The 24,489-nt window shown below is 65.6% G+C and carries 20 protein-coding genes and 1 tRNA gene; 9 read left to right on the top strand and 12 right to left on the bottom strand.

From position 1 onward, the window contains the following. Window positions 1–191: 191 nt before the first annotated feature. The 3 genes from E4P09_RS00735 to E4P09_RS00725 all read right to left on the bottom strand — a co-directional run bounded on the left by E4P09_RS00735 (window position 192) and on the right by E4P09_RS00725 (window position 2,480). Entirely contained in the window at window positions 192–1,001 is an 810-nt protein-coding gene (locus tag E4P09_RS00735; protein WP_137389179.1) for an IclR family transcriptional regulator, read from the bottom strand. Between the two features lie 244 nt (window positions 1,002–1,245). Further along, window positions 1,246–1,322 (bottom strand) — tRNA-Arg (locus tag E4P09_RS00730). A gap of 120 nt (window positions 1,323–1,442) precedes the next feature. Beyond that, a complete protein-coding gene (locus tag E4P09_RS00725) occupies window positions 1,443–2,480 on the bottom strand; it encodes a P1 family peptidase (RefSeq protein WP_137387686.1) in 1,038 nt (345 codons plus the stop codon). 121 nt (window positions 2,481–2,601) lie between these two features. On the opposite strand from E4P09_RS00725, the gene ggt reads away from it, so the two are divergent. Beyond that, window positions 2,602–4,329 (top strand): gamma-glutamyltransferase, encoded by a 1,728-nt coding sequence (gene ggt / locus E4P09_RS00720; RefSeq protein ID WP_170984150.1) that lies wholly within the window; start codon window positions 2,602–2,604, stop codon window positions 4,327–4,329. A 1-nt stretch (window position 4,330) separates the two neighbouring features. Here ggt and E4P09_RS00715 read toward each other — a convergent pair whose 3' ends face one another. Then, window positions 4,331–5,920, bottom strand: a complete 1,590-nt coding sequence (locus E4P09_RS00715; protein WP_239024978.1) for a sensor histidine kinase — start codon at window positions 5,918–5,920, stop codon at window positions 4,331–4,333. Window positions 5,921–6,181: 261 nt separating this feature from the next. On the opposite strand from E4P09_RS00715, the gene rpmH reads away from it, so the two are divergent. The 4 genes from rpmH (at window position 6,182) to yihA (ending at window position 9,431) form a co-directional block, all read left to right on the top strand. Continuing rightward, entirely contained in the window at window positions 6,182–6,316 is a 135-nt protein-coding gene (rpmH, locus tag E4P09_RS00710; protein ID WP_137387685.1) for a 50S ribosomal protein L34, read from the top strand. Between the two features lie 124 nt (window positions 6,317–6,440). Beyond that, complete coding sequence (gene rnpA / locus E4P09_RS00705; protein ID WP_205041981.1) at window positions 6,441–6,869, top strand: ribonuclease P protein component; 429 nt, start codon at window positions 6,441–6,443, stop codon at window positions 6,867–6,869. 21 nt (window positions 6,870–6,890) lie between these two features. Continuing rightward, window positions 6,891–8,732, top strand: a complete 1,842-nt coding sequence (yidC, locus tag E4P09_RS00700) for a membrane protein insertase YidC (protein WP_137387683.1) — start codon at window positions 6,891–6,893, stop codon at window positions 8,730–8,732. Between the two features lie 27 nt (window positions 8,733–8,759). After that, complete coding sequence (yihA, locus tag E4P09_RS00695; protein ID WP_137387682.1) at window positions 8,760–9,431, top strand: ribosome biogenesis GTP-binding protein YihA/YsxC; 672 nt, start codon at window positions 8,760–8,762, stop codon at window positions 9,429–9,431. 29 nt (window positions 9,432–9,460) lie between these two features. On the opposite strand, the gene E4P09_RS00690 is transcribed toward yihA, so the two are convergent. Further along, complete coding sequence (locus E4P09_RS00690; RefSeq protein WP_137387681.1) at window positions 9,461–10,348, bottom strand: ROK family protein; 888 nt, start codon at window positions 10,346–10,348, stop codon at window positions 9,461–9,463. Between the two features lie 226 nt (window positions 10,349–10,574). On the opposite strand from E4P09_RS00690, the gene E4P09_RS26660 reads away from it, so the two are divergent. The 4 genes from E4P09_RS26660 (at window position 10,575) to E4P09_RS00670 (ending at window position 14,382) form a co-directional block, all read left to right on the top strand. Next, window positions 10,575–11,177: a cold-shock protein gene (locus E4P09_RS26660; RefSeq protein WP_137387680.1), complete on the top strand. Its 603-nt coding sequence runs from the start codon at window positions 10,575–10,577 to the stop codon at window positions 11,175–11,177. A gap of 1,057 nt (window positions 11,178–12,234) precedes the next feature. Next, on the top strand, window positions 12,235–12,981 hold the full coding sequence (locus E4P09_RS00680; RefSeq protein ID WP_137387679.1) for an SDR family oxidoreductase: 747 nt from the start codon (window positions 12,235–12,237) through the stop codon (window positions 12,979–12,981). 56 nt (window positions 12,982–13,037) lie between these two features. Then, window positions 13,038–13,727, top strand: a complete 690-nt coding sequence (locus E4P09_RS00675) for an HAD family acid phosphatase (RefSeq protein ID WP_137387678.1) — start codon at window positions 13,038–13,040, stop codon at window positions 13,725–13,727. 19 nt (window positions 13,728–13,746) lie between these two features. Continuing rightward, a complete protein-coding gene (locus E4P09_RS00670) occupies window positions 13,747–14,382 on the top strand; it encodes a MarC family protein (protein ID WP_137387677.1) in 636 nt (211 codons plus the stop codon). Between the two features lie 51 nt (window positions 14,383–14,433). On the opposite strand, the gene E4P09_RS00665 is transcribed toward E4P09_RS00670, so the two are convergent. The 7 genes from E4P09_RS00665 to tkt form a co-directional block, all read right to left on the bottom strand. Then, window positions 14,434–14,955, bottom strand: a complete 522-nt coding sequence (locus tag E4P09_RS00665; protein WP_137387676.1) for a gluconokinase — start codon at window positions 14,953–14,955, stop codon at window positions 14,434–14,436. Next, window positions 14,952–15,680, bottom strand: coding sequence for a 6-phosphogluconolactonase (gene pgl, locus E4P09_RS00660; protein ID WP_137387675.1), 729 nt, complete (start codon window positions 15,678–15,680; stop codon window positions 14,952–14,954). Before pgl ends, E4P09_RS00665 begins: the two co-directional genes overlap by 4 nt. Beyond that, a complete protein-coding gene (locus E4P09_RS00655; protein WP_239025075.1) occupies window positions 15,677–16,588 on the bottom strand; it encodes a Cof-type HAD-IIB family hydrolase in 912 nt (303 codons plus the stop codon). Before E4P09_RS00655 ends, pgl begins: the two co-directional genes overlap by 4 nt. Then, a complete protein-coding gene (gene zwf / locus E4P09_RS00650; RefSeq protein ID WP_137387673.1) occupies window positions 16,585–18,141 on the bottom strand; it encodes a glucose-6-phosphate dehydrogenase in 1,557 nt (518 codons plus the stop codon). Before zwf ends, E4P09_RS00655 begins: the two co-directional genes overlap by 4 nt. A gap of 5 nt (window positions 18,142–18,146) precedes the next feature. Then, on the bottom strand, window positions 18,147–19,130 hold the full coding sequence (gnd, locus tag E4P09_RS00645) for a phosphogluconate dehydrogenase (NAD(+)-dependent, decarboxylating) (RefSeq protein WP_137387672.1): 984 nt from the start codon (window positions 19,128–19,130) through the stop codon (window positions 18,147–18,149). Window positions 19,131–19,161: 31 nt separating this feature from the next. Further along, window positions 19,162–22,038, bottom strand: a complete 2,877-nt coding sequence (locus E4P09_RS00640) for a bifunctional transaldolase/phosoglucose isomerase (RefSeq protein WP_137387671.1) — start codon at window positions 22,036–22,038, stop codon at window positions 19,162–19,164. Between the two features lie 100 nt (window positions 22,039–22,138). Then, window positions 22,139–24,223 carry a transketolase gene (tkt, locus tag E4P09_RS00635; protein ID WP_205042054.1) on the bottom strand — a complete coding sequence of 695 codons (2,085 nt, stop codon included), beginning with the start codon at window positions 24,221–24,223 and terminating at the stop codon, window positions 22,139–22,141. Between the last annotated feature and the right edge of the window lie 266 nt (window positions 24,224–24,489).

Here is a 24,489-nt window from a genome sequence, read left to right as displayed (position 1 = left end):
CAGTTCTGAATTTGCGGATCACCAATCGCCCGTTGTGATGATCGAAGTCTGCGCAACCGCGGCGATTGCCAAAAAGCATAGGCGAAAAACCCACCTCGTCTATGCGTTTATCGATTTACGGGCAAATTTTATTCCGAAAATTGAGAATTCATGCCCCGGTCATCATGAGCGTCTGAAGTCCTCGAAGCATCTCAGGCCCGTTCATCATCGAGAGCAGCCGCTTCGAAATCAGAGTCAGTCTGCAGGATCGTTTCTGAAAGAAGGCGCGCCGCGCGAAGCAATGGGGCGCGGAACCGGTTGAGGTCCTCGAAACTGACGCGAGCGACCGGAACGGAGACGCCAAGGCAGGCGATCAAGGTGCCCTCAGGCGACATGATCGGAACTGCGCAACCGACCACGCCTTTGACGAACTCCTCATTGGTTTTCGCCCAACCGGTCCGCCTGGTTTCCTCCAGCACGGCAAGCAGCGCGTCCGGATCCGTGATGGTTCGTTCGGTGTGCTGCTGCATGACGAGAGATCGGACCAACCGCTCTCGTGCGCGCGCTGGCAGCCGGCTCATGTAGATCTTGCCGGTCGACGTGCAGTAGAGCGGAGCCCCGCTGCCGGGATCAAACTGTAGGCCCTGCGGCGCCGAGACTCGCACGCTGTCCACATAGACGATGGCGTTGTTCCGAACGATGCCGATTTCACATTGTTCGCCAATCTCCGCTGCTACAGCCTGCAGCAAGGCATGACGACGAGAGGTCCGGAAAGCTGACCCGATGGTCTTACCCGCCAGCGTCACCAGCTTGTTGCCAACGAAATATCGCTTGGTGCCAGGTGCCCGCTGCAGGAAGCCGCGGTCTTCGAGATTTCCGATCAATCGGTGCGCGGTGGGCAGCGGAAGAGCAAGATCCCTCGCAATGTCGGCGGCCGATACGGCTTTGAGCTGACCTGCAACGTAATCGAGGACCGCAAAGGCACGGTCAAGTGGTCCATCTTGGCCTGCGGCCGAACTCATGGTGCTCTCCGCAACAGATCGAAATTTGAGAATGATGATATCGTATTCGATCGAATTCAAAGGCCGAGAGCTGATCAACTCGTATGAGGGTATCGCGCCACGACGCCTTGCTCTCTCCCCGCTGAGCCCCAGGGCCTGATCTGCTTTGCACAAATGTGACCCTATTTGTGATCCAACGCCTCGGAAGGCTCAACTAGCTGCGGGCCGCTGCTTCGCGAAGTGTCTGATTCTATTCGGGGAAAATTGGCGCGCCGGGGAAGATTCGAACTCCCGACCCCCAGATTCGTAGTCTGGTGCTCTATCCAGCTGAGCTACCGGCGCGACGCGCGCATCATGCGCGCCTGATGAGGTTGCGTTGTCTAATACGACAAGGCCGCAAAGGCAAGCGCCCGATCGCGTTGTTGCGGAATTGCAAGGGCGCGCGCCGGCTGCGGTCGGCGCTTATCTCCCGGGGTGAATTGACCGGTAGGAGCGCCAGGGACCCAGGTCCTGGGCCTCATAGACGGCGCGGGCGATGGCCCGGGCCAGGCAATCGGCAGCCAGGCTGCCGAGCATGGCGAGGACGAAAGGCCGCGCCCCCGCAATCTCGCGCCGGCCCGTGGCGAGCGAGAAAACCAGATCGCCGTCGAAAGGGGTATGAATGGGGCGCAGCGCACGCGCCATGCCGTCGGAGGCCATGATGGCCAGGCGCTTGGCCTCCGCCGGGGTCAGGACCGCATCTGTGGCCACCACGGCCAAGGTGGTGTTCGCGCCCGCGGCTGCGCTTTCCGCCACGAGATCGGCCTTGGTCTCTGCGGTGAGCGAGCGGCGTTCCGGCGGCTGAACGCCCGCGATGCCGCCCAGGCCTCCGAACTCGCCGTCGATCTCGTAAGGCCCTGCCCAGAATCGGTCGGTGCCGGGAATGACCGGCGAGCCGAAGGAATTCACCGCCACCAGTGCGCCGACCGTCAACCCGTCATAAAGCCCCGAAGCGCTGCCGAGCCCGCCCTTGTACCGGCCAGCCAGCGCACCGAACCCCGCGCCTGCATTGCCGAGCGCGAAGCTGCGGTCCGCCCCCTCGCAGGCATCGAGCGCCAAGGTGCGGTAGGGCGGAGCGCCACTCCAGCTTTTGTCGCCCCCGTTGAGCACGTCGAAAAGGCTGGCTTGCGGCACGACCGGGCAGGCGCGCGGCTGCTCCCGGAAAGTGAAGCCGCGGCCCCTCTCCGACAGCCAATGGGTGACGCCGCTCGCCGCATCGAGCCCGAACACCGAGCCGCCGGAGAGCACGAGACCGTGGATCGCATCCACGATGCAGCTTGGATCGAGGGCATCCGTCTCGCGCGTGGCCGGCCCCCCGCCGCGCACATCCACCGCCGCGACCGCCGGCTCGACCGGCAGAATCACCGTCACGCCCGAGCAGACCTTGTGATCATGCGCATTGCCCACCAGCAGGCCTTCCACATCGGTGATCAGATTCAGCGGGCCTCGGCTATAGGACATGGGACTGAACTCCTTTCGACGGGCAACTGAGCCCTACCGTGCCGAGTAGCACAGCGCACGCGGTAGGCACAGCCCCGCTTCGATGCTAGCGTCCCCCGCGAAGGATGAAACGGGGAGGGCCATGGCTCGTTTGATTCGGAATTTGGGGGCCATTCTCATCGTCTTGGCCGTGGCCAGCTGCGGCGAGCCGCGGCAGGCCATGGTGGCAACCGCCGACAAGCGCGCGTCCGAGGCGGCGCTCGCCGTCCTGGCCGAGGGGGGCTCCGCGGTTGACGCGGCCATTGCCGCCCAGCTGGTGCTCGGCCTGGTCGAGCCGCAATCCTCCGGCATCGGTGGCGGCGCCTTCCTCCTGCACTGGACAGCCGCATCGGGCCGGATGGATGCCTATGACGGCCGCGAGACCGCGCCGGCGTCGGCCCGGGCCGACCTCTTCCTGATGCCCGACGGCCAGCCCATGGCGTTCATGGACGCCGTGGTGGGTGGTCGCTCAGTGGGTGTTCCCGGCATCGTGCGGATGATGTGGATGGCGCACCAGGCCCATGGCCGCCTGCCATGGAGCCGGCTGTTCGCGCCGGCGGTAACGCTTGCCCGCGACGGCTTCGCGGTGAGCCCGAGGCTCGCGGAAGCCTTGGCCGAGGCCCGGCCGCTGCTGGAGGACCCTGCCGCCCGTGCCTATATCGCGCGGCCCGACAGCAGCGTGCCGGACGGTTTCCTGCCCGTCGGCCCCGGCACGCAGCTCACCAACCCGGCCTATGCCGAGACGCTGGAGCGCATTGCCGAGCAGGGGCCGGACGGTTTCTATCAGGGCCCCGTTGCGGAGGCCATCGTCGCGGCGGTGCGCAGCCACGCCAATGCCGGCGGCATGACCCTTCAGGACCTCGAGGGCTACAAGGCGGTCCGCCGGGAGCCCGTGTGCCGGCCCTATCGCAGCTACGAGGTCTGCGGCATGCCGCCGCCCAGCTCGGGCGGCCTCACCACGCTGATGATTCTCGGCATGCTCGAGCACTACCGCCTGGGCACGCTGCAGCCCATGGGCGTGACCGCCCTGCATTTGCTGAGCGAGGCCAGCGCGCTCGCCTTTGCCGACCGCGACCGCTTCATGGCGGACGCGGATTTCGTGCCAGTTCCGATGGAGGGCCTGCTCGACCGCCGCTATCTCGCCGAGCGGGCCGCCCTCATCAACCCCGGCCGCAGCCTCGGCAAGGCGCAAGCCGGCGCGCCGCCTGGCGCGGTGGCGCAGGCTGAGGGTTTGGACCGCGGGCGGGCGGGCACCAGCCACCTCACCATCGTCGATGCCGAGGGCAACGTGGTCTCCATGACCAGCTCGATCGAGGGGCCGTTCGGGGCGCATATCATGGCCGCCGGCTTCTTCCTCAACAACGAGCTCACCGATTTCTCCTTCGCACCGAGCCGGGACGATGGAACCCCCGTGGCCAATGCGGTCGCGCCCGGCAAGCGGCCTCGCTCGTCCATGTCGCCCACCATCGTGCTGGATGAGCACGGCCGCTTCTTCGCCGCGCTCGGCTCGCCCGGCGGCAGCCGCATCATCGGCTATGTGGTGGAGACCCTGATCGCACTGCTCGACTGGAAATATTCCATGCAAGGAGCGATCGATCTGCCGCGCGTGCTCGACCGCAACGGCCCCGTCGAGCTGGAGGGGCGCACCGACATCGTGAGGCTCGCGCCCGCGCTCGAGGCCATGGGCCATGAGGTGATCACGAGGCTGTTGGCCAGCGGCCTGCAGGGGATCGCAAGGGGAGAGGACGGCCGGCTGTCCGGCGGCGCCGACCCGCGCCGGGAAGGCGTCGTGCTGGAGCTGGAGCCTGCCTCGGTATCGCAGCCGCAGTAGCTCAGGCCCGTGGCCCGGGCAGGCGCGCGACATCCACCGAGCGCCGGCCGGGGCGCCGCTCGCCGCGCCGGCCCGGCCGCAGGCTGGGAATGGTGTCGGGGATGATCACGCGGAAATCCGCCCCCACCTCCGAGTGGACCAGGCGTAGCTCGCCGCCATGGGCGCGCACCAGCTCGGCGCTGATGGCAAGCCCAAGGCCGGTGCCGCCGCTTCGCCCCGCGCCGAGGAAGGCCTCGAACAGATGCGCGCGCGCCTTTTCCGGAATGCCCGGACCGTTGTCGACCACCTGCACCGTGACCACCGTGCCCTCCCGCCAGGCACGGATGCGCACGAAGCCGTCTTCCTCGGGCAGCCTCGAAGGTCCTGCCTCGTCCAGCGCCTCGACCGCGTTGCGCAGGAGGTTCATGAACACCCGGAACAGATGGTCGCGGTCCGCGTCCACCTGCAGCTCGGGTGGCACGTCGTTATAGAGCACGATGCGGCTGGAGGCCTCCGGCAGCACCATGTCGATCACCTCGTCCAGAAGCTCCCGCAACTCGAACATTTCGCGCGCGGGCGGCGCCTCCTGGGCGCGGCCGTATTTCAGTGTCTGGACGCAGAGGGCGATGGCACGGTCGAGCGAGGCGATCAGCTTGGGGGCGAAGCGCTGCACCGTCGGGTCGTCGATCTGGCTCAGCCGGTCCGAGATGAGCTGCGCGCTGGACAGCATGTTGCGCAGGTCATGGCTCACCTTGCTCACCGCGAGCCCCAGGCCTGCCAGGCGTGTCTTCTGCTGCAGCGTGGCCGAAAGCTCCGTCTGCATGTGGTTCAATTCGCGCTCGGCGACGCCGATCTCGTCATTCCGGCCCGACGGCGTGATGATCCGGCTCTTGTCCTCCGGATTTTCGCTGAAATAGAGCATGTTGCGGATCAGGCCGCGCATCGGCCGCACCAGCGTCACGTGCAGGGTGTAATAGATCAGCGCCGCCACGATCAGCGACAGGAGGATCGACAGTTTGGCGATGTTCAACGCGAAGTGCAGCATGGCCTTGCGCAGCGGCGCCTCGCTTAGCACGATCTCGGTGAACTTGCCCTCGGGCGTGGGGGCGCTGCCGAGCACCCGGATGGTGCGGTCGCCGCCGGCGAATATAGTGTCCAGCGCATCCACCATGGCCTCGGTCCAGGTGAAATCGCGGATATCGTAGTGCTTGTCCACCGTGGGGAATTGCTTGCCTGCCAGCACCAGGTGGCGGGATTCGCCGCGCTTGAAGGCAATGGCCTCGACCCCCGCACGCGCCAGTAACGACTGGCGCACCGTGTCGCTCAGCGGCCGCCCTGCGGCTGCTTTGGCGACGAGGCCGGCGATCTGCGCCGCCTTGACGCGGTCTTCGAGCCAGGTGATGCGGAAATTGGCGATCGAGGGCAGGAAGATCAGCACCTCGCCCACCATTACGAACAGTACCGTGAGCATCAGCAGGCGCGCCGACAGCCCGCGCAGCAGGCCGGGCTGCGGCACTTCCCGCCGGACCGGCGCAGCCGGCACCGGCTGGCTTGCTGCGGGCAGGCCACCGCCGCCTGCGTCAATGTCCGCTGGCTCGCGCGTATCGGCCACGTCGAACTCCACTCCACCTACGCTGATGCCAAACGTCTGGCGCGTAATCCTACCATATCCGCTGTCTGGTTCTTATATAGCGTCCAATCCGGCGATATTCCGGGCAAGCGCCGCGTCCCAGCTTTGTTGACTTGGCAGCAGGGCTTCCGTATAAGCCGGCACGACCCATTTGCATGCCTTTCGGTGTCGTGAACCAAGGCGGCGCAGCATTCCCGAAGCCGGGTCTTCGGGAGAGCGATACTCGAATTTGCGGAGACGATCGTGAAGAGGACCTATCAGCCCAGCCGCCTGGTCAGAAAGCGCCGGCACGGGTTCCGTGCGCGCATGGCGACGCCCGGCGGCCGCAAAGTGCTGGCCAGACGGCGGGCCCGCGGGCGCAAGCGTTTGTCGGCATAAGCCGGGTCGCGGCATCCAGGCGCGGCGGCAAGAGGCCGCGCCGCCTCGCGGGAAGCCTGACCGTCGAGGATCATGCAGCGGGCCGAGGGCTTGGCCGATGTTTCCAGGGCCACAGATCATGGGCATGGAACGCATCAAGCGGCGCCGCGATTTTCTGGCAGCCGCCCGCGCATTCTCCTTCGTAACACCGGGCCTGGTGCTGCAGGCACGCGATCGTGGTGACGATGCGGCGGCGCGAATTGGTTTGACCGCGACCCGCAAGCTCGGCAAGGCCGTCACCCGCAACCGGGTGAAACGGCGGCTGCGGGCAGCGGCGGAGTCGGTGCTCCCGGAGGCTGGCCTGCCGGGCTTCGACTATGTGATCATCGGCCGAAGTCACACGGCCGAGCGCGATTTTGCCGATCTGCAAGCGGACATCCGGCGGGCCGCGGACAAGGTCCATGCCGCATGGCAGGCCCGCAAGGTGTCCGGAATACGTGCGGAAGCGGCGAAGGACCCGGATCGCAAGGCGGAGGTTTCGCCAGGCGATTCGCCCGAAGCCCGAACATCATGAGTTGTCGAGAACCCCTCAACCATGGCGGATAACAAGCAATTCCTTCTCGCCATCGTGCTGTCCGCACTGGTGATCCTGCTGTGGCAATACTTTGTCGGCGTGCCGCACATGCAGCAACAGCGCGTAGACGCGCCGCAGGAGCAGCAGGCGGAGCGTCAGGCGGAAGCGCCATCCACGGCCCCAAGCGTAACCACGCCCGGCGCGGGCACACCAAGCACAGGCGCAGGCACCGGGGCCGCGACCGGGCCACTCACGCGCGACCAGGCCTTGGCGGCGAGCCAGCGGGTGCAGATCGACACCCCGAGCCTCACCGGCTCCATCAACCTCAAGGGCGGCCGGCTGGACGATCTCCGCCTCAAGCGCTATCACGAGACGGTCGACCCCACGAGCCCCATCATCACGCTGCTTTCGCCGGAGGGCACGCCCAACGCCTATTGGGCCAATCAGGGTTGGGCGGCCGTGCCCGGCAGCGGCGTCGCCGTACCCACGCCGGAGACGGTCTGGACGGTCGAAGGCAACAGCACCCTCACGCCGGACGCGCCGGTCACCCTCGTCTATGACAATGGCCAGGGGCAGGTATTCCGGCGCACCATATCCGTGGACAAGGACTACATGTTCACGGTGCGCCAGGAGGTGGTGAACAACAGCCAGCAGCCCGTGCAGCTGTACCCCTATGCGCTGGTCTCCCGTGTCGGCACCCCCCACACCTCCGGCTTCTACATCCTGCACGAGGGCCCGATCGGGGTGCTCGGCGAGGACGGGCTCATCGAGCTTCACTACAGCGACCTCGTCGAAGCGACGACGCCGATCACCCACCAGGCGGTCGGTGGCTGGCTCGGCATCACCGACAAATATTGGGCGGTGACGGTCATCCCCGATCCCCAGTCCCTGATCAGCGGGCGCTTCTTCAGCTACAGCAGCGGCAGCCGCGAAGCCTATCAGAGCGATTTCCTCGGCAAGAATCCGGTGGAGGTCGCGCCCGGCGCGACGGGCAGCTACCAGAGTCGCGTCTTTGCCGGTGCCAAGGTGGTGAACATCGTCGACCGCTATGCGGCCGAATACGGCATCGACCGGTTCGACCTGCTGATCGACTGGGGCTGGTTCTACTTCATCACCAAGCCGCTGTTCTCGCTGTTGGAATTCTTCCACCGCATCGTCGGCAATTTCGGCGTGGCCATTCTCATCACCACGGTGCTGGTCAAGCTGGTCTTTTATCCGCTCGCAGACAAATCCTACAAGTCGATGAGCGTGATGAAGAAGCTGCAGCCGGAGATGATGAAGATCCGCGAACGCTATCCGGACGACCGCATGAAGCAGCAGGAGGCCATGATGGCCCTCTACAAGAAGGAGAAGGTCTCGCCCGTCTCCGGCTGCTTGCCGATCCTGGTGCAGATCCCCGTGTTCTTCGCGCTCTACAAGGTGCTGTTCGTCACCATCGAGATGCGCCATGCGCCCTTCTTCGGCTGGATCAAGGACCTGTCGGCGCCCGACCCCACCACCATCTTCAATCTGTTCGGGCTCATCCCGTGGACGCCGCCGCACCTTCTGATGGTCGGCGCCTGGCCGATCATCATGGGCATCACCCAATGGGTGCAGATGCGCCTCAATCCGGCGCCGCCCGATCCGATCCAGGCCAAGATCTTCAACTGGATGCCGGTGTTCTTCACCTTCCTGCTGGCCTCCTTCCCCGCCGGCCTGGTCATCTACTGGTCGTGGAACAACCTCCTCTCGGTGCTGCAGCAGTATGTCATCATGCGGCGCCAGGGCGTCGACGTCGATCTGCTCGGCAACATCCGCGAGTCACTGCCTTTCGCCAAGAAGAACGGCAGCAAAGCCGAGGCGGAAAGCAAGCCCAAGTCCTGACGCGTCGGCAACTGAGGCAGGGGAGCCATGTCGGCGCCGGATTTCGAGGAGAAGCCGGAAGAGCTGTTCACCGAGGAGAGGCTCGAGGCTGGGCGCAAGCTGTTTGCCGGCGAGATCGATTTTCTCAGGGGGGTGCAGTCTCTCGACGGCCTGCCTGAGCCCATGGCCTGCGAAGTCGCCTTCGCCGGGCGCTCGAATGTGGGAAAGTCGAGCCTGCTCAACGCGCTGGCTGGTCGCAAGACGCTGGCGCGTACCTCATCGACACCGGGCCGCACCCGCGAGCTCAACTTCTTCGCGGTGGGTCCGCGGCTCTGCCTGGTCGACATGCCTGGCTATGGCTACGCCCAGGCGGAGAAGAGCCTCGTCGCCCGCTGGCAGGCGCTGCTGCGCGCCTATCTGCGCGGGCGGCGCGAGCTCAAGCGGGTGTTCGTGCTGATCGACAGCCGCCATGGTCTGAAGCCCGCCGATATGGACATGCTCGATCTGCTCGATGCCGCCGCGGTCGGCTATCAGGTCGTGCTCACCAAGGCCGACAAGATGAAGCCGGCCGCGCTTCAGCGCATCGCCGAGCAAGTGAAGAACCAACTCGCCCGCCGCCCGGCCGCCCACCCCCGCCTGCATGTGACCTCCGCCGAGAAGGGCACCGGCATCCCCGAGCTGCGCGCGGAGCTCGCTTCCTTGGCGGAGCAGGCATCCTGATCGCTTTGCTGGGGTCGAAGCGCGCTGTGTCAGTCCAACGAGCCCGCCGCGAGCCAGACATTGTCGTCCCAGAGCCGGATGCCACCGGTAATGCCGGCGTCGTTGCTGGCAATGCGCACATTGGGCGGCAGGGGACCAGATACATGTTCCGCATTGCCGCCGCCGAGATGCAGCGTGTCGAAATTGGTGAGGATCGACACGATCTCGATCATGCGGTGAACGCGCTTGTTCCACTTCTTCCGGCCCACCTTCTTCTTCGCCGCATCGCCGAGATACATGTCATAGGTCATGTCGCCCTTGATCGGGTGGTGGGCGAGTTCCAGATGCGGCGTCAGCCGTCCGTCCGAATAGATGGCTGAGCCGACCCCGGTGCCGAGCGTGATCACCACCTCCAGCTGATGGCCGGTGATGATGCCGAGCCCCTGCACCTCGGCATCGTTCAAAAGCCGCGTCGGCTTGCCGAACAGCTCGGCGATGCGGTTTTCCAAGGGAAAGCCGCGCCACATTTCGGTGCCAAGATGCGGCGCGGTCAGCACGGCGCCGCGCCGGACAACGCCGGGGAAGCCGACGGAGATTCGGTCATAGCTCGGCAAATGGCTCACGATTTCCTTGAGCGACGCGAGCAATACTTCCGGTGGACACGGATGCGGGGTAGGGATCCTCACACGATCCGCGACCATCTTTCCCGATGGATCAAGAACAGAACCCTTCAGGCCGGTCCCGCCGATATCGAAGGCCAGCGTGAGAGGAGCTTTTGTATCGGATGTATTCCTCTTTGCGTTTCGCGTGCCGGCTCGGGGCTTTTTATCGGCTTTGACATCGGGTGTGTTCTTGGTCTCGACTGTTGCGCTGGACCTTTTCCTTCTCGACACTCTTGCGTCAGACGTCTTCTTCTTCGCTACTCTTGCGGTCGCCATGACTTTGCCCCCTGTACCACCTGTGGTTCTTGGCCGGATCGGACTGCAATCAGCGGCGTAGACTAGCCGGACTTAGTTTAAAAAACGACTCCGCCGGCACGAGAATGGATTTTGTGAAATGCCCGTCCGCCTGTATGATAGATAATTCTCGAAGGCTGCGAACTTCCGCTTGACCGGTCGGGCGGAACCGCGACCATAGAGACGTGTTTAGCTTCTGGGAAGGTCGATGAGCCGCTATAAAGATTATCGAGAGCCGCGCCGGCGCGGCTTCGATGATGACTTCAGTCCGAAAAGCCGTCGTGGATCGGACGACATGCCGTCATTCCGTCAGGGTGGGCAACCCACTTATGCGGCTGCGGCACCCACCGGTGCAACGGTTAAATGGTTTAACGCCGATAAAGGTTTCGGCTTTGTCGAAGTGGATGGTGGCTCAGAGGCCTTCCTGCACATCCGCCCGGTCGAAGCCGCTGGCCATACCAGCCTGCCCGACGGCGCACGGCTGATGGTGCGCATCGGCCAAGGGCAGAAGGGGCCGCAGGTCACCGAGGTGCTCGAGGTCGACCTCAGCACCGCGACCCCACGGCCACCGCGCCGCAGCGAGGTGAGCGCGCCCCTGTCGGAAGAGCAGCCGGGCGTGGTGAAGTGGTACAACCCTGACAAGGGCTTCGGCTTCATCGCCCTCGACACCGGCGGCAAGGACGTGTTCGTGCACGCTTCGGCTCTGGAGCGTTGCGGCATGGGGCCGGTGGCGCAAGGCCAGCGGGTGATGGTGCAATGCGCGCAGGGCCAGAAGGGCATCGAGGCGCGCATGATCCGTGCGGCGGACTGAGGCCTAGGTTTCAGCCGCCGAGGGTCGGGTCCGAGATGGGTCGGCATGCACCAGCATCGCCGCGATGCTAGCGTTTTGGTAGCCGGGTACTGAATTGGCAGCCGCTCTGAGAGCGATCAGGGCGGCTGCTTATCGCCATCCTGATTTGTGTTATGCCATTGCCGCGCTTGGCGCGGCAGTCCAGGGCCCCCAGGGAAAGCCTGTGCCGTGTTGCCCCTGGATGCCGGCTCGGCGCCTAGGCGCGGCCGGGCATGACTGAGGTATTGGCTAACGAAGCAAATCGTCATCACCTGGCTTGACTGGGTGATCCAGGGCCTTCAGGGAAAGCCTGTGCCGTGTGGCCCCTGGATGCCGGCTCGGCGCCTAGGGCGCGGCCGGGCATGACTGAGGTATTGGCTGACGAAGCAAATCGTCATCACCCGGCTTGACCGGGTGATCCAGGGCCCCCCAGGGAAAGCTCGCGCCGTGTGGCTCTGGGTGCCGGCTCGGCGCCTAGGCGCGGCCGGGCATGACGTGAGGTATTGGTTAACAAAGCAAATCGTCATCACCCGGCTTGACCGGGTGATCCAGGGCCCCCAGGGAAAGCTCGCGCCGTGTGGCTCTGGGTGCCGGCTCGGCGCCTAGGCGCGGCCGGGCATGACGTGAGGTATTGGTTAACAAAGCAAATCGTCATCACCCGGCTTGACCGGGTGATCCAGGGCCCCCAGGGGAATGCTTGTGCCCTATGGCGTTGGATGCCCGGCTGGGCGCGTTGGGCATGGCGGCTTGAGCGGATAATGCGGAGAAGGGCCGCCCGGGGGTGGGCGGCCCTTCCATTGTCATCCACGCTCCGGCGTTCAGCCGGGCGAAACCTCAGACTGCGCGCGCAGCATCTCCGAGAGAGGCAAAGACCCGGCGCGCATCATCCGTTCCTCGTGGAGCTCGACAATGAGACACTGGATCACCTCCTTTCAAACTGTTGACGACGCCCACAGAATAGCCTCTCTCTTGCGGCGCTGTAAGCTGAATTTTTACGAGCGCCCAGTTGTGGGCCATAAGGAGAGCGAGAGGAGGTTTCATGACACAGCTTGCTGTCGTCACCGGCGCCAGCCGCGGCATCGGCGCGGCGACCGCGATCCGTCTCGCCAAGCAGGGCTATCATCTCGCGCTGACCTATGGCAGGGCAGCGGCAGAGGCGGAGCAGGTTGCGGCGAAGGTGGCGGCCGAGGGTGTACAGGCCAGGATCTACCGGGCCGACGTGGCCGACGAGCAGGAGATCGTTTCGCTCTTCCAGCAAATCGACCGCGATCTCGGCCGGATCACCGCGCTGGTCAACAATGCCGGCATCACCGGGCCTGCAGGCCGGCTTGAGAACCTTGCCGGCCGCGACCTCACCGAGGTGCTCGCCGTTAATGTGTTCGGCAGCCTGATCCCGGCGCGCGAGGCGGTCCGCCGCATGTCCACCCGCCACGGCGGCAAGGGCGGCGCCATTGTCAACGTGTCCTCGATGGCCGCCAGGATCGGCAGCGCCAACGAGTTCATTCACTATGCCGCATCCAAGGGCGCGATCGACACCTTCACCCTCGGCCTTGCCCGCGAGGTCGCAGACGAGGGCATTCGGGTGAATGCGGTGCGGCCGGGATTGATCGAGACCGAGATCCATGCCCGGGCCGGGCTGCACGACCGGCTCGAGCGCCTTGCGCCGACCACACCGATGAAGCGCGCCGGCAGTGCCGACGAGGTTGCCGAGGTGATCGCCTGGCTGCTGTCGGATGCCGCGTCCTACGTGACCGGTGCTATAGTCGATGTGGCTGGCGGGCGGTAGGCGCGGCTGTTGAGGAACAGTGACGGCGCGGCGGGCGTCAGGGGAGGGGGAAACTCATGAAGCCGGGTGTTCTGCTGGGCCTGGTCCTGGCGCTCACGGCGGGCATATGCGCCGCCGAACCGCGGCTGTCGCAGCCCGCCAATGTCGGCATCGCCAAGATCGCCGCCACCCGATACCACAACAGCGGCGCCTATGCGCGTGATCTGGCCTCGGTTGCCGCCCGCGCCGAGACTTGGATCCTGAGCCGGGCGAGGCACGTGAAGAGGCCCGCGCTGGTGCTGGACATTGACGACACGTCCCTGTCGAACTGGTCGGAGATCGTCGCCAACGATTTCGGCCGATTCGTCGAGGGGCCCTGCCTTGCCGGCCCCAACCAGCCCTGCGGCTGGCGTGACTGGGACCTCAAAGGCGCCGACCCCGCGATCCCGGCAACCCTGCGCCTCTACCGGGCCGCACGCGCCGCGGGCGTGGCGGTCTTCTTCATCACCGGCCGGCCGGAATCGCAGCGCCGAGCCACCGAGCGCAACCTGCGCCGCGTGGGCTACACGGGCTTCAGCCGCCTGGACATGGTGCCGGAGGGCGCGCGCTTCGCCTCCGCGGCTGACTTCAAGGCGCCACGTCGGCGCCAAATCGAGGCTGAAGGATACCGCATCATCGCCAACATGGGCGACCAGCATTCCGATCTCGCGGGCGGCGCCGCGGAGCGGACGTTCCTTCTCCCCAACCCGTTCTATTACATTCCGTAGTGATTTGTTCGGCGGCCAAATGATTCCCGATCTTGCGCTTTTCATCACCCAGTTCACCACCTTGTGGATCATGCTCGATCCGGTGGGACATCTTCCGCTCTTTCTCGGCGCCACGGGGGCTCTGACCACGCGGGAGCGGCGCGTCGCCGCCGTCTACGCCGCCTTCTTCGCATTCCTCATTTTGGTGTTCTTCGGCTTCGCCGGCCAGGCGCTGCTGCATGCCATGGGGGTCTCGCTGCTGGCCTTCCAAATCGCCGGCGGTCTGATCCTGCTCTTGTTCTCGCTCACCATGGTGCTGGGCGCGGAGACGGCGCCGAGCGCCGTTCCAACCGACAGTGTCGCCAATCCCATCAGCCTTGCGGTCTATCCCTTGGCCACGCCGATCATGGCCGGTCCCGGCGCCATCCTCACCATGGTGCTGCTCATGGACAACAATCGCCTGTCCTTCATCGAGCAGATGGAGACCATTGGCGCGCTGGCATCCGTGCTGGTGATCCTGGCCATGGCCTTCCTGGCCGGCGAACTCATCATCCGCGTCATCGGCCAGGCCGGCATTCAGATCGCCCGCCGGGTCATGGGCATGATCCTGGCGGCGGTCGCCGTGAACCTCATCGTCACCGCGTTTCAGCGGTGGCTCTCCTTGCCGCCGATTTAGAGCATTTTCGAGCGACGTGGATACCGGTTCGCGTGAGGAAGGTGCGGGGCGTCAACGGCGCTGCACGGGTCTCCGCTTGTCCGGGGGCAGGGCGGCGATCACCGCATCGACGATCGCGGGCACCGACTGGTCCACATCCACCACGATCGTCGCCTCGTCCGGCCCGGGCTCTTCGAGCGTCGCGAACTGGCTCTCGAGCAGCGCCTGCGGCATGAAGTGCCCGGTGCGCCCGCTGAGGCGCGCGGCAATGAGCGCCCGACTGCCGCGCAGATAAAGGATGCGCACCTCCGGATGGTCCCGTCGCAAGAGATCGCGATAGCTGCGCTTGAGGGCGGAGCACGACACCACGCCATCTCTACCTTCCGCCAGCCGGGCATCGATCCACGCCGCAATGCGCTCGAGCCACGGGCGGCGGTCGGCATCGGTCAAGGCATGGCCCGCCGCCATCTTGGCCCGCGCGGCCGGATCGTGAAAGTCATCCCCCTCGGCAAAAGCCCAGCCGAGCCGCTCGGCCAGTTCGCGGGCAATGGTCGACTTGCCCGCGCCCGAAACGCCCATGGCCACCAGAATCATGGGCCCGCCGGGCCACCCGCCGCAGCCTCGTCCAGGAACCAGTGCAGCTCCCCCAGAGGCGAGATCCGGCCAGCGGGCAGCGCCTTGTCGCCCCCGAGCAGCCGCTGCACGATCGGCTCCTTCTCCGATCCAGAGACGATGAACGCGGCCGCCGCGCAGCTGTCGAGCACCGGCAGGGTGAGGGTGATCCGCTGCGGCGGCGGCTTCGAGCCGATCACCGACAAGACCCAAGCCTGCTTTTCCTCCAAGGCCGAACTGCCGGGAAACAGAGAGGCGGTATGCCCGTCAGGGCCCAAGCCCAGCAGACTCACGTCGAACAAGGGCCGGCTTGGATCGAGGTGGTCGGCGCCGTAGAAATTCTTCAGCTTGGCTTCATAGGCAGCGGCCGCCTCGGCAGGGGAGGGGCCCGCCGGAATGGGATGCACGTTTTCTGCTGGCAACGGCACATGCGCGATCAGTGCGTCGTGCACCATGCGATAATTGCTTTCCGGATCATCGTGCGGCACATACCGCTCGTCGCCGAAGAACAGGTGCAGGCGCTGCCACTCGATCTGGTCGCGATAGGGGGCCTGCGCGAGCAGTCCGTAGAGCCGCTTGGGCGTCGAGCCGCCAGACAGGTTCATGGAAAACGGCTTGCTCGTGCCCCGCATGCGCCCGACCAGCCAGTCGGCCACCGCAACCGCCAGCGTGTCCGGATCGGAAAGGACGTGGATCTGCGCGGTCATGCTCTGCTCCCCTGGGTCGAGCGCCCGGCAGCGGAACCTTCATCCTGCCCCGGGCCGGCCAGCGGCAGGATGAATTCGGCCACCGCCTTGGCGAAGCCTTCGTTGTCGCACGTGTCGGTCACGTGGTCCGCGGCGGCCTTGACCTCGTCGCTGCCATTGCCCATGGCGATCGCGAGGCCCGCCGCCCGAAACATCGGCAGGTCGTTCACCATGTCGCCGATCACGGCGACCTCCTGCAGCGGGATGTTCATCATCCGCGCCAGCGTGCGCACCGCATAGCCCTTGTCCATCCCCGGCGGGGTAACGTCGAGATAATAGTTCTGCGACCGGCGGGCCGTGGCGCTGCCGTGCAGCTCGGCCTGCAGCGCCAGCTCGCACTCCTTGAGGCGGTCGAAATCCTCCGACGAGCCGACGATCTTGCCCGCGCTGCCGAGATAGGGGTCGAGATCCGCCACCACGGTCGGCTCGAACTGCACCGTGCGCCGCTCGCGCGGGATGTAATGGGCGTCCGGGTTGGTCACCAGCCACTTGTCTCCGCTGAACACCCAGATGTCGGCGCCATAGTCGCGCATCACGGTGACCGCACGCCGGGCCGCCTCCAGCGGCACCGCCTGCTGGTCGATGACCGTCATATCCGGCATGAAGATGGTGCCGCCGTTGAACGCGCCGAGCGGCTGGGTAATGGCGAGAGGCTCGATCAGCATCGCCATGCCACGTGGCGGCCGGCTGGAGACGGCGGTGAACGCGATGCCGGCCGCCTTGAGGTCCTTGGCGGCGGCAACGGCCGACGGGGTCAGCACCTTCTCGCGGGTGACGAGAGAGCCGTCCACGTCGCTCACCACCAGGCGCACCCTGCCGCCGGCCCGAGCGGCCAGGCTGGAAAAATCTGGCGCGGTGGCATCGGTCATGTCAGAGGCAGCCATTTAAATCCATCCCGGGCGAGCAGAGCGTCGGCAGCCGCGGGCCCGTCGCTGCCGGCATCATAGAATTCGAGCGGAGCATCATTCGCTGACCATCCATCGAGCAGCGGCTGAACCTCGGTCCACCCCGCCTCGATATTGTCGGCCCGCTGGAACAGCGTGGCATCTCCCGTCAGACAGTCATAGATCAGCGTCTCGTAGCCCGTGGACGGCTCGGCCTGGAAATAGTCCGCATAGCGAAAATCCATCCGCACATCCCGCAGTTCCACCTCGCGGCCGGGTTTCTTGGCGGCAAACCGCAGAGAAACACCTTCATTCGGCTGGATGCGGAACACCATCATGTTGGGCGCGAGCTCGCTAATGCCGATGCTGCGGAACAGCACATGCGGCGCGCGCTTGAACTGAATGCCGATTTCCGTGCGCCGCACCGCCAAGGCCTTGCCCGTGCGGACATAGAACGGCACGCCCGCCCAGCGCCAGTTGTCGATCATGAACTTCATGGCGACATAGGTCTCGGTCATGCTCGTGGGCGAGACGTTCGGCTCGTCGCGGTAATTGTTGACCGGCTTGCCCAGCACCGTGCCGGCCCGATACTGCGCCCTCACCGCGTTCTTGACCGCCTCCTCCGGCGTGTAGTTGCGAATGGCCTCGATCGCCTTGGCCTTCTCGCTGCGCACCGCATCCGCATCGAACGAGTTCGGCGGCTCCATGGCGATCATGGCGAGCAGCTGGAACATGTGGTTGGGCACCATGTCGCGCAGGGCACCGGTCGCGTCATAGAACTTGCCGCGCTGCTCCACCCCCACCGTCTCCGCCGCGGTGATCTGCACGTGGTCTATATGGTCGCGGTTCCAGACCGGCTCGAAGAAGCCGTTGGCAAAGCGCAGAACCATGATGTTCTGCACCGTCTCCTTGCCGAGGTAGTGGTCGATGCGGAAGATCTGGTGCTCGTCGGCCACTTTCAGGATCTGCTGGTTCAGCGCCTTGGCCGAGGCGAGGTCGGTTCCGAACGGCTTCTCCACCACCACCCGTCGGAAATGAGCCTCCGTCTCCGCCAGCAGGCCGGCTTGGCCGAGCTGCTCCACGATGGGCCCGAAAAAGCGCGGCGCCACGGCCAGATAGAAGACCGCGTTGCCGCAGCCCGTCTCCTGTTCGCGCTCGTCCACGAGGTATTTCAGACGGGTGAACGTGTCGGGATTGCTGAAATCGCCAGGGAGGTAAAACACCCGGCTCATCAGCCAGCTCCACGCCTGCTGATCGAGCTCGGGCGAGGCGAACTCGCCGTGGCCGCCGGCGACAAGCGCCTTCATGTTCTCGGTCAGGTGATCGCGGAAGCCCTGGTCGTCATTGGCCACCAGGTCGACGCCGATGATCTGGAAGTGGTCGTCCAGCGCCTTGTCGTTCACCAGATTGTAGATGGCGGGGATGAGCAGCCGCTTGGTGAGATCACCACCAGCCCCGAAGATGACCAGAGTGGAGGGCGGCGCTGTCTTGCTGTTGGCGGGCAGGCAGGCCGGGGCCGGCTTTACGGGCGCGTCCATCGCTCCTATCCCTTTGTCTTGAATTCCGTGTGGCCGCCGAACATGAAGCGCATGGCCGACAAGAGCTTCTCGCTGAAGGCATCGGTCTGGCGCGAGCGGAACCGGGCATAGAGCGCGGCGGTCAGAACGGTCGCCGGCACCGCCTCCTCCACCGCGGCGTTCACCGTCCACCGGCCTTCGCCGCTATCGGCCACTTCGCCCGAATAATCCGAAAGGCTGCCATCCTGCGCCAAGGCTTCCGCGGTCAGGTCGAGCAGCCAGGACGAGATCACGCTGCCGCGCCGCCACACCTCGGCGATGTCGGCCATGTCCAGCGTGTAGCGCTCGTCCTCCGGCAGGGCGTCGGAATCCTTGTTCTTGAGGATGTCGAACCCCTCCGCATAGGCCTGCATCAGCCCGTATTCGATGCCGTTGTGCACCATCTTCACGAAATGGCCGGCGCCGATCGGGCCGGCATGGATATAGCCCATCTCGGGCCGCGGATCGCGGCCCTCGCGGCCCGGTGTCCGCGGGATGGTGCCAAGGCCTGGCGCAAGCGTCGCCAGGATCGGATCGAGATGGTCGACCGCCTCCTTGGCGCCGCCGATCATCATGCAATAGCCACGCTCGAGGCCCCACACCCCGCCGGACGTGCCCACATCCACATAGTGGATGCCCTTTTGCTTGAGGGCGGCGCCGCGGCGGATATCGTCCTTGTAGAAGGTGTTGCCGCCGTCGATGATGATATCGCCGGACTGGAGCAGCGTGCCCAGTTCCTGCACGGTGCTTTCGGTCGGCGCGCCCGCCGGCAGCATGACCCACACCGCCCGCGGTGCATCGAGCTTGGCCACCAGGTCGGCAAGCCCGCCCGAGCCCACGGCACCCTCTCCGGCAAGCTCGGTCACGGCCGAGGGGTTGCGGTCGTAGACCACGCAGTGGTGTCCGGCCCGCGTGAGCCGCCGGACGATATTGCCCCCCATACGCCCCAAACCGATCATGCCAAGTTGCATCGTTTTCGTCCCCAGTTGCTCCAAAATCGATTTACGCCAATGCCAGATCGACGGCGCGCGACAGGCGCTTCAGGCCCTGCGCCACGTTGGTGCCGAGGTGAACCCGCAGGGCGCGGCGATCGCGCTCCGCAAGCACGGCGAAGTCACCTCGCGCCTGGGCGAGGATGACGACGCCGAAGGAGTATCTGCGGCCGGGCACGGCCAGATCGGCCGCCGGATCGGCGGTGATCTGCAGGAACACGCCCGAATTCGGGCCGCCCTTGTAGGCCTGGCCCGTGGAATGCAGGAAGCGTGGCCCGAACCCGACGCAGGTCGCAACCTTCAGCCGGTCGCGAATCCGGGTGCGCAGCGCGGTGAGCACTGCGGTGTTCTCCGTGTTGTGGTCGATATAGGCCAGCAGCGCCGCATAATCGCCCGCATGCGCCCGGCCGAGATGCGCCTTGATATAGGCATCCAGCGTCTTTGCATCGGTAGCCGCCGCCAGCGCCGCCGCGTTTTTCGGGTCCGCATAGAGCGTGATGCCGTCCTCCGAGAGGATTGGCGTTTCCTCCGGCAGCTTGCCGGTCTTTTCATATTCGTCGGTCAGCTGGCGGGTTGCGACCTTGCTCGCTTCCACGTCCGGCTGGTTGAAGGCATTGATGCCGATGATGCTGCCGGCAACCGCCGTTGCGATCTCCCAGCGGAAGAACTCCTGCCCGATCTGATAGGGCTCGGCGAGCTCGATGCGCACCACCGGCTGGCCCGCCTGCTCCAAAGCGGTGATCGCCTGGTCCTGCGCCGCATCGGGCGCGCTGGCGAGCCGCAGATACGCGAACACGCGATCATTGCCATAGACGCTGGGCGCGCCCAGCGGCTCCGCATCCACCGGGATGATGCCACGGCCCTGTTTGCCGGTTGATTCCGCCAGCAGCTGCTCGAGCCACGCGCCCACATCCGCAATGCCGGGGGAGGCGATAACCGTCACCTTGTCGCGGCCGGTGGTGGCACCGACACCCAGGATCGCCCCCAGCAGCACGCCCGGGTTCTCGATGGGCGGCACGTCCGGGCCGCAGCTATGCACCATGATGGCCGCCGCCGACAGGAACCGCTTGAGGTCGAGCCCCATGACCGCAGCCGGCACCATGCCGAAATTCGACAGTACGGAATAGCGCCCGCCGATCTGCGGGTCGCCGAAGAAAATGTGTCGAAATCCGTCCTTCTCCGCCACCTGCTGCATGTGCGATCCCGGGTCGGTCACCGCGATGAAGCGGCTGCCCGCCTTGTCGGCGCCGATCGCCTTCGACACCGCGTCGAAGAAGTAATCCTTGAGGATGTTGGGCTCGAGCGTCGAGCCTGATTTGCTCGACACGATGAACACTGTCTTGCCGAGGTCGATCCGCTGCTCGAAGGACGCGATCTGCTGCGGGTCGGTCGAATCCAGCACCAGGAGCTCGGGATAGCCCTCCTGCTTGCCGAAGGTGCGCGCCAAAACCTCGGGCCCAAGGCTGGAGCCGCCCATGCCCAGCAGCAGGGCATGGGTGTAGCCCTGCTGCCGCATGTCCGCTTGTAGGTCGAGCAGGCTATTGATGTCGCGCTGCACGATTCCCACGATGTCGAGCCAGGCCAGCCACTTGGCCTCGTCCTCGTTGGTCCATAAGCTCGCATCCCGCGCCCACAGGCGCAGCGGCAGGCCGGCGATACGCGCATCGTTCAGCCGAGCCTTAACGGCTTCGTCCATGGCGGCCGGCAGGGTATAGGCTTGGCTATCGAGGCGGCTGCCGAGCTTCTGCCGCCGCTTGGCGGCCACCGCTGCCAGCAGCTCGTCGAACGCGTCGGCGAACAGCTGCACGCCTTCGGTGACGAGCTGCTTCGTCACCCCATCAAGATCCAGGCCCAGCCGGTCCGTCGCCGCCAGAACGGCCTTGGCGCCGTCGAGATCCTCGGTGAGGCTTTCGCGCGGATGGCCATGGTCGCGGAACGCATCCATGGTCGCCGGCGGCATGGTGTTCACCGTATCCGGCCCGATCAGCTCCTCCACATAGAGCACATCGCTATAGGCCTTGTTCTTGGTGCCGGTCGAAGCCCACAGCAGCCGCTGCGGCCGCGCCCCGCGCTGTGCGAGGTTAAGCCAGCGCGGCGTCCTGATCAGTTCCTGATAGTACTGGTAGGCCAGCTTCGCATTCGCGATCGCCACCTTGCCCTTGAGCTGGGCCAGCTCTTCCGCCTGCGGGTCGCCCGCGGCAATCCGGGTGTCGATCTTCTTGTCGATCGCCGTGTCGATGCGGCTGACGAAGAAGCTCGCCACGCTCGCCACCCGACTGAGGTCGCCGCCCTTCTCGTGGTAATCCTCGAGGCCGGCGAGATAGGCCTCGGCCACCGCCTTGTAGGCCTCCTGCGAGAACAGCAGGGTGACGTTGATGTTGATGCCTTCCGAGATCAGCTGGCGGATGGCCGGCACGCCCGCATCGGTTCCCGGCACCTTGACCATCAGGTTCGGCCGGTCCACCGCGTTCCACAGCCGGCGGGCCTCGGCGATGGTGGCCTCCGTCTTCAGCGCCAGATAGGGCGAGACTTCCAGGCTGATATAGCCGTCGACACCGCCCGTCTCGTCATAGACCACCCGCAGGGCATCGGCCGCTGCCTTGATGTCGCCAATCGCCAGGTGCTCGTAAATGTCGCCGGCCGAACGATCACCCTCGGCGACGAACCGGTCGAAATCCTCGTCATAGTCCGTGCTGCCGGCGATCGCCTTCTCGAAGATCGACGGGTTGGAGGTGACCCCCTTGAGCCCATCCTTCGCGATCAGCTCGGCCAATCCGCCAGATGCGATCAGGCTTCGCCTGACATAGTCGAGCCATACGGACTGGCCGAAATGCGCGAGTTCTCGCAAGGGATTAGAGGTCGTGGGCGGCTTCTGCATGGTGGTCATCGACTACTCCTGGGACGCGTCGTCGCGAAAACGGGCTGACGGCATCAGCCGCATCGTCCTGACCGCCGTCCCGCCTGCATGCTAAACTCGGTTCGTTCAATCAATGTTTCGCGATCTGCGCGCGTGCGGCTTCCACGATCTTTTCCGGTGTGAAGCCGAATTTCGTGAGCAGTGCCTTCAGCGGTGCCGATGCGCCGAATGTGTGCATGCCGATCTTGGCGCCGTTTGCGCCGACATAGCGATCCCAGCCGATGGTCGAGGCCTGCTCCACCGAAACCCTCGCCCTGATGTGCGGCGGCAGTACCATATCGCGATAGGCTTGGTCCTGCGCTTCGAACAGCTCCCAGGAGGGCATGGACACCACCCGGGCACGCACGCCCTCGCCAGCAAGCTGCTCGAAGGCGGAGAGACAGAGCCAGACCTCGCTCCCGGTGGCGATCAGGATCACCTGCGGCTCGCCTTCCGGCGGATCGGCCAGCACATAGGCGCCCTTCGCCACGCCGTCGGCAGAGGCGTATTTGTCGCGGTCGATGGTCGGCAGCTCCTGGCGCGAGAGGATCAGGCACGAGGGCGTATGGTGCCGGCCGAGCATCACCCGCCAGCATTCCGCCACCTCGTTGGCATCCGCCGGCCTGAGGGTCAAAAGTCCGGGAATGCTGCGCAGGGCCAGCAGCTGCTCCACCGGCTGGTGCGTCGGCCCGTCTTCGCCCACACCAATCGAGTCGTGGGTGAACACATAGATCACCGGCAGCTCCATCAGCGCCGAAAGCCGGATCGCCGGCTTCATGTAGTCGCTGAAAATGAGGAACCCGGAGCCGTAGGACCGCAGCTTCGACAGCGACATGCCGTTGCAGATGGCAGCCATGGCATGCTCGCGGATGCCGAAATGGAAATTGCGCCCCGAATAGCGGCCGGCTTCGAAATCGCCGGCTCCCTCGAAGGTGAGGCGGGTCTTGGTCGAAGGAGCAAGATCGGCAGCACCGCCGAGCACCCACGGCAGATTGGGCGCGATCGCGTTCAGCACCTTGCTAGAGGCGTCCCGGCCAGAGATACCCTTATTGGCATCGGCCGGAAACTTCGGAATGTCCTTGTCCCAACCCTCAGGCAGCCCGCGCGCCTGCATGAGGTCGATCTCCCGGGCAAGATCCGCATGCGCCCCACGATAACGCGCAAACATCTCGGCCCATTGCGTCCGCAGCGCCTTGCCGCGGGCGCCCACGCCCTCGGCGAAGCGCTCCCTGACCCCGTCGGGCACCAGGAACTTGGCATCTTCCGGCCAGCCATAGGCGCGCTTCGTCAGCCTGATTTCCTCTTCGCCGAGCGGCGAGCCGTGGGCCGCGCTCGTATCCTGCTTGTGCGGCGCGCCATAGCCGATATGGCTCTCGACGATGATCAGGGTCGGCCGGTCCTGGGTCTCCGCCGCGGTGGCGAGCGCCCGGGCCAAGCGCTCGGTGTCGTTGGCGTCCGAAAGCCGCAGCACGTGCCAGCCATAGGCGAGGAACCGGGCCGCCACGTCCTCGCTGAAGGCCAGGTCCGTGTGACCCTCGATGGTCACGTGGTTCGAATCATAGATCCAGCACAGGTTGGAAAGCTTCAGATGCCCGGCGATGGAGGCCGCTTCGCCGGAGATGCCCTCCATCATGTCGCCGTCGCCGCACAGGGCATAGATGCGGTAGCCGAACAGGGGAAAGCCGGGCTTGTTGTAGCGCTCGGCCAGCCAGCGCTCGGCGATCGCCATGCCCACGGAGGTCGCGACCCCCTGACCAAGAGGGCCGGTCGTGGTCTCGACCCCGGACACGAGTCGGTATTCCGGGTGCCCCGGGCATTTGCTGTCCAGCTGGCGGAAGCCCTTGATGTCGTCGAGCGTCACGGCCGGCGCGCCCAGGATCTCGTAATCCGCATTCACCGACTTCACGCCGCTCAGATACAGCAGCGAATAGAGCAGCATGGACGCATGCCCGACCGACAGCACGAAGCGGTCGCGGTTGGGCCAGATCGGGTCTTCGGGGTCAAACCGCAGGAAACGCTGCCAGAGCGTATAGGCCACCGGCGCCATGGCCATCGGCGTGCCCGGGTGGCCCGAATCCGCCTGCTGCACCGCATCCATGGACAAGGTCCGGATGGTGTTGATGGCAAGCACATCCATCGGGTCTTGGCCTGCCGGTGCCGACCCTGACCCGGCCAGGGAGGACGGGGTGACCGCGTTGCCTGCATCCACGCTGTTCATAGTCATACCGCGCTCCCGTGGGTCTGTTCTTAAGGGCGGCGAACGGGGAAATTCTAGGCAGAACAACGAAACGGTACTTGGGTTCCGACCCGCGCATCGCGGTCGATGCTAGGTGCGATGATGCGCCACTGTCAACCGAAGAGGAGTTCACCTCAGAGCCACCGCGTCAGCATCTCGTGATAGTGGAAATATCATATTAAGCGCCATCGCGAAGATTGCGTGAC

This window comes from Rhodoligotrophos defluvii (assembly GCF_005281615.1).
Lineage (GTDB): Bacteria > Pseudomonadota > Alphaproteobacteria > Rhizobiales > Im1 > Rhodoligotrophos > Rhodoligotrophos defluvii.
Note: the sequence above shows the minus strand (reverse complement) of the source record. Positions and strands in the feature narration are given on the sequence as shown.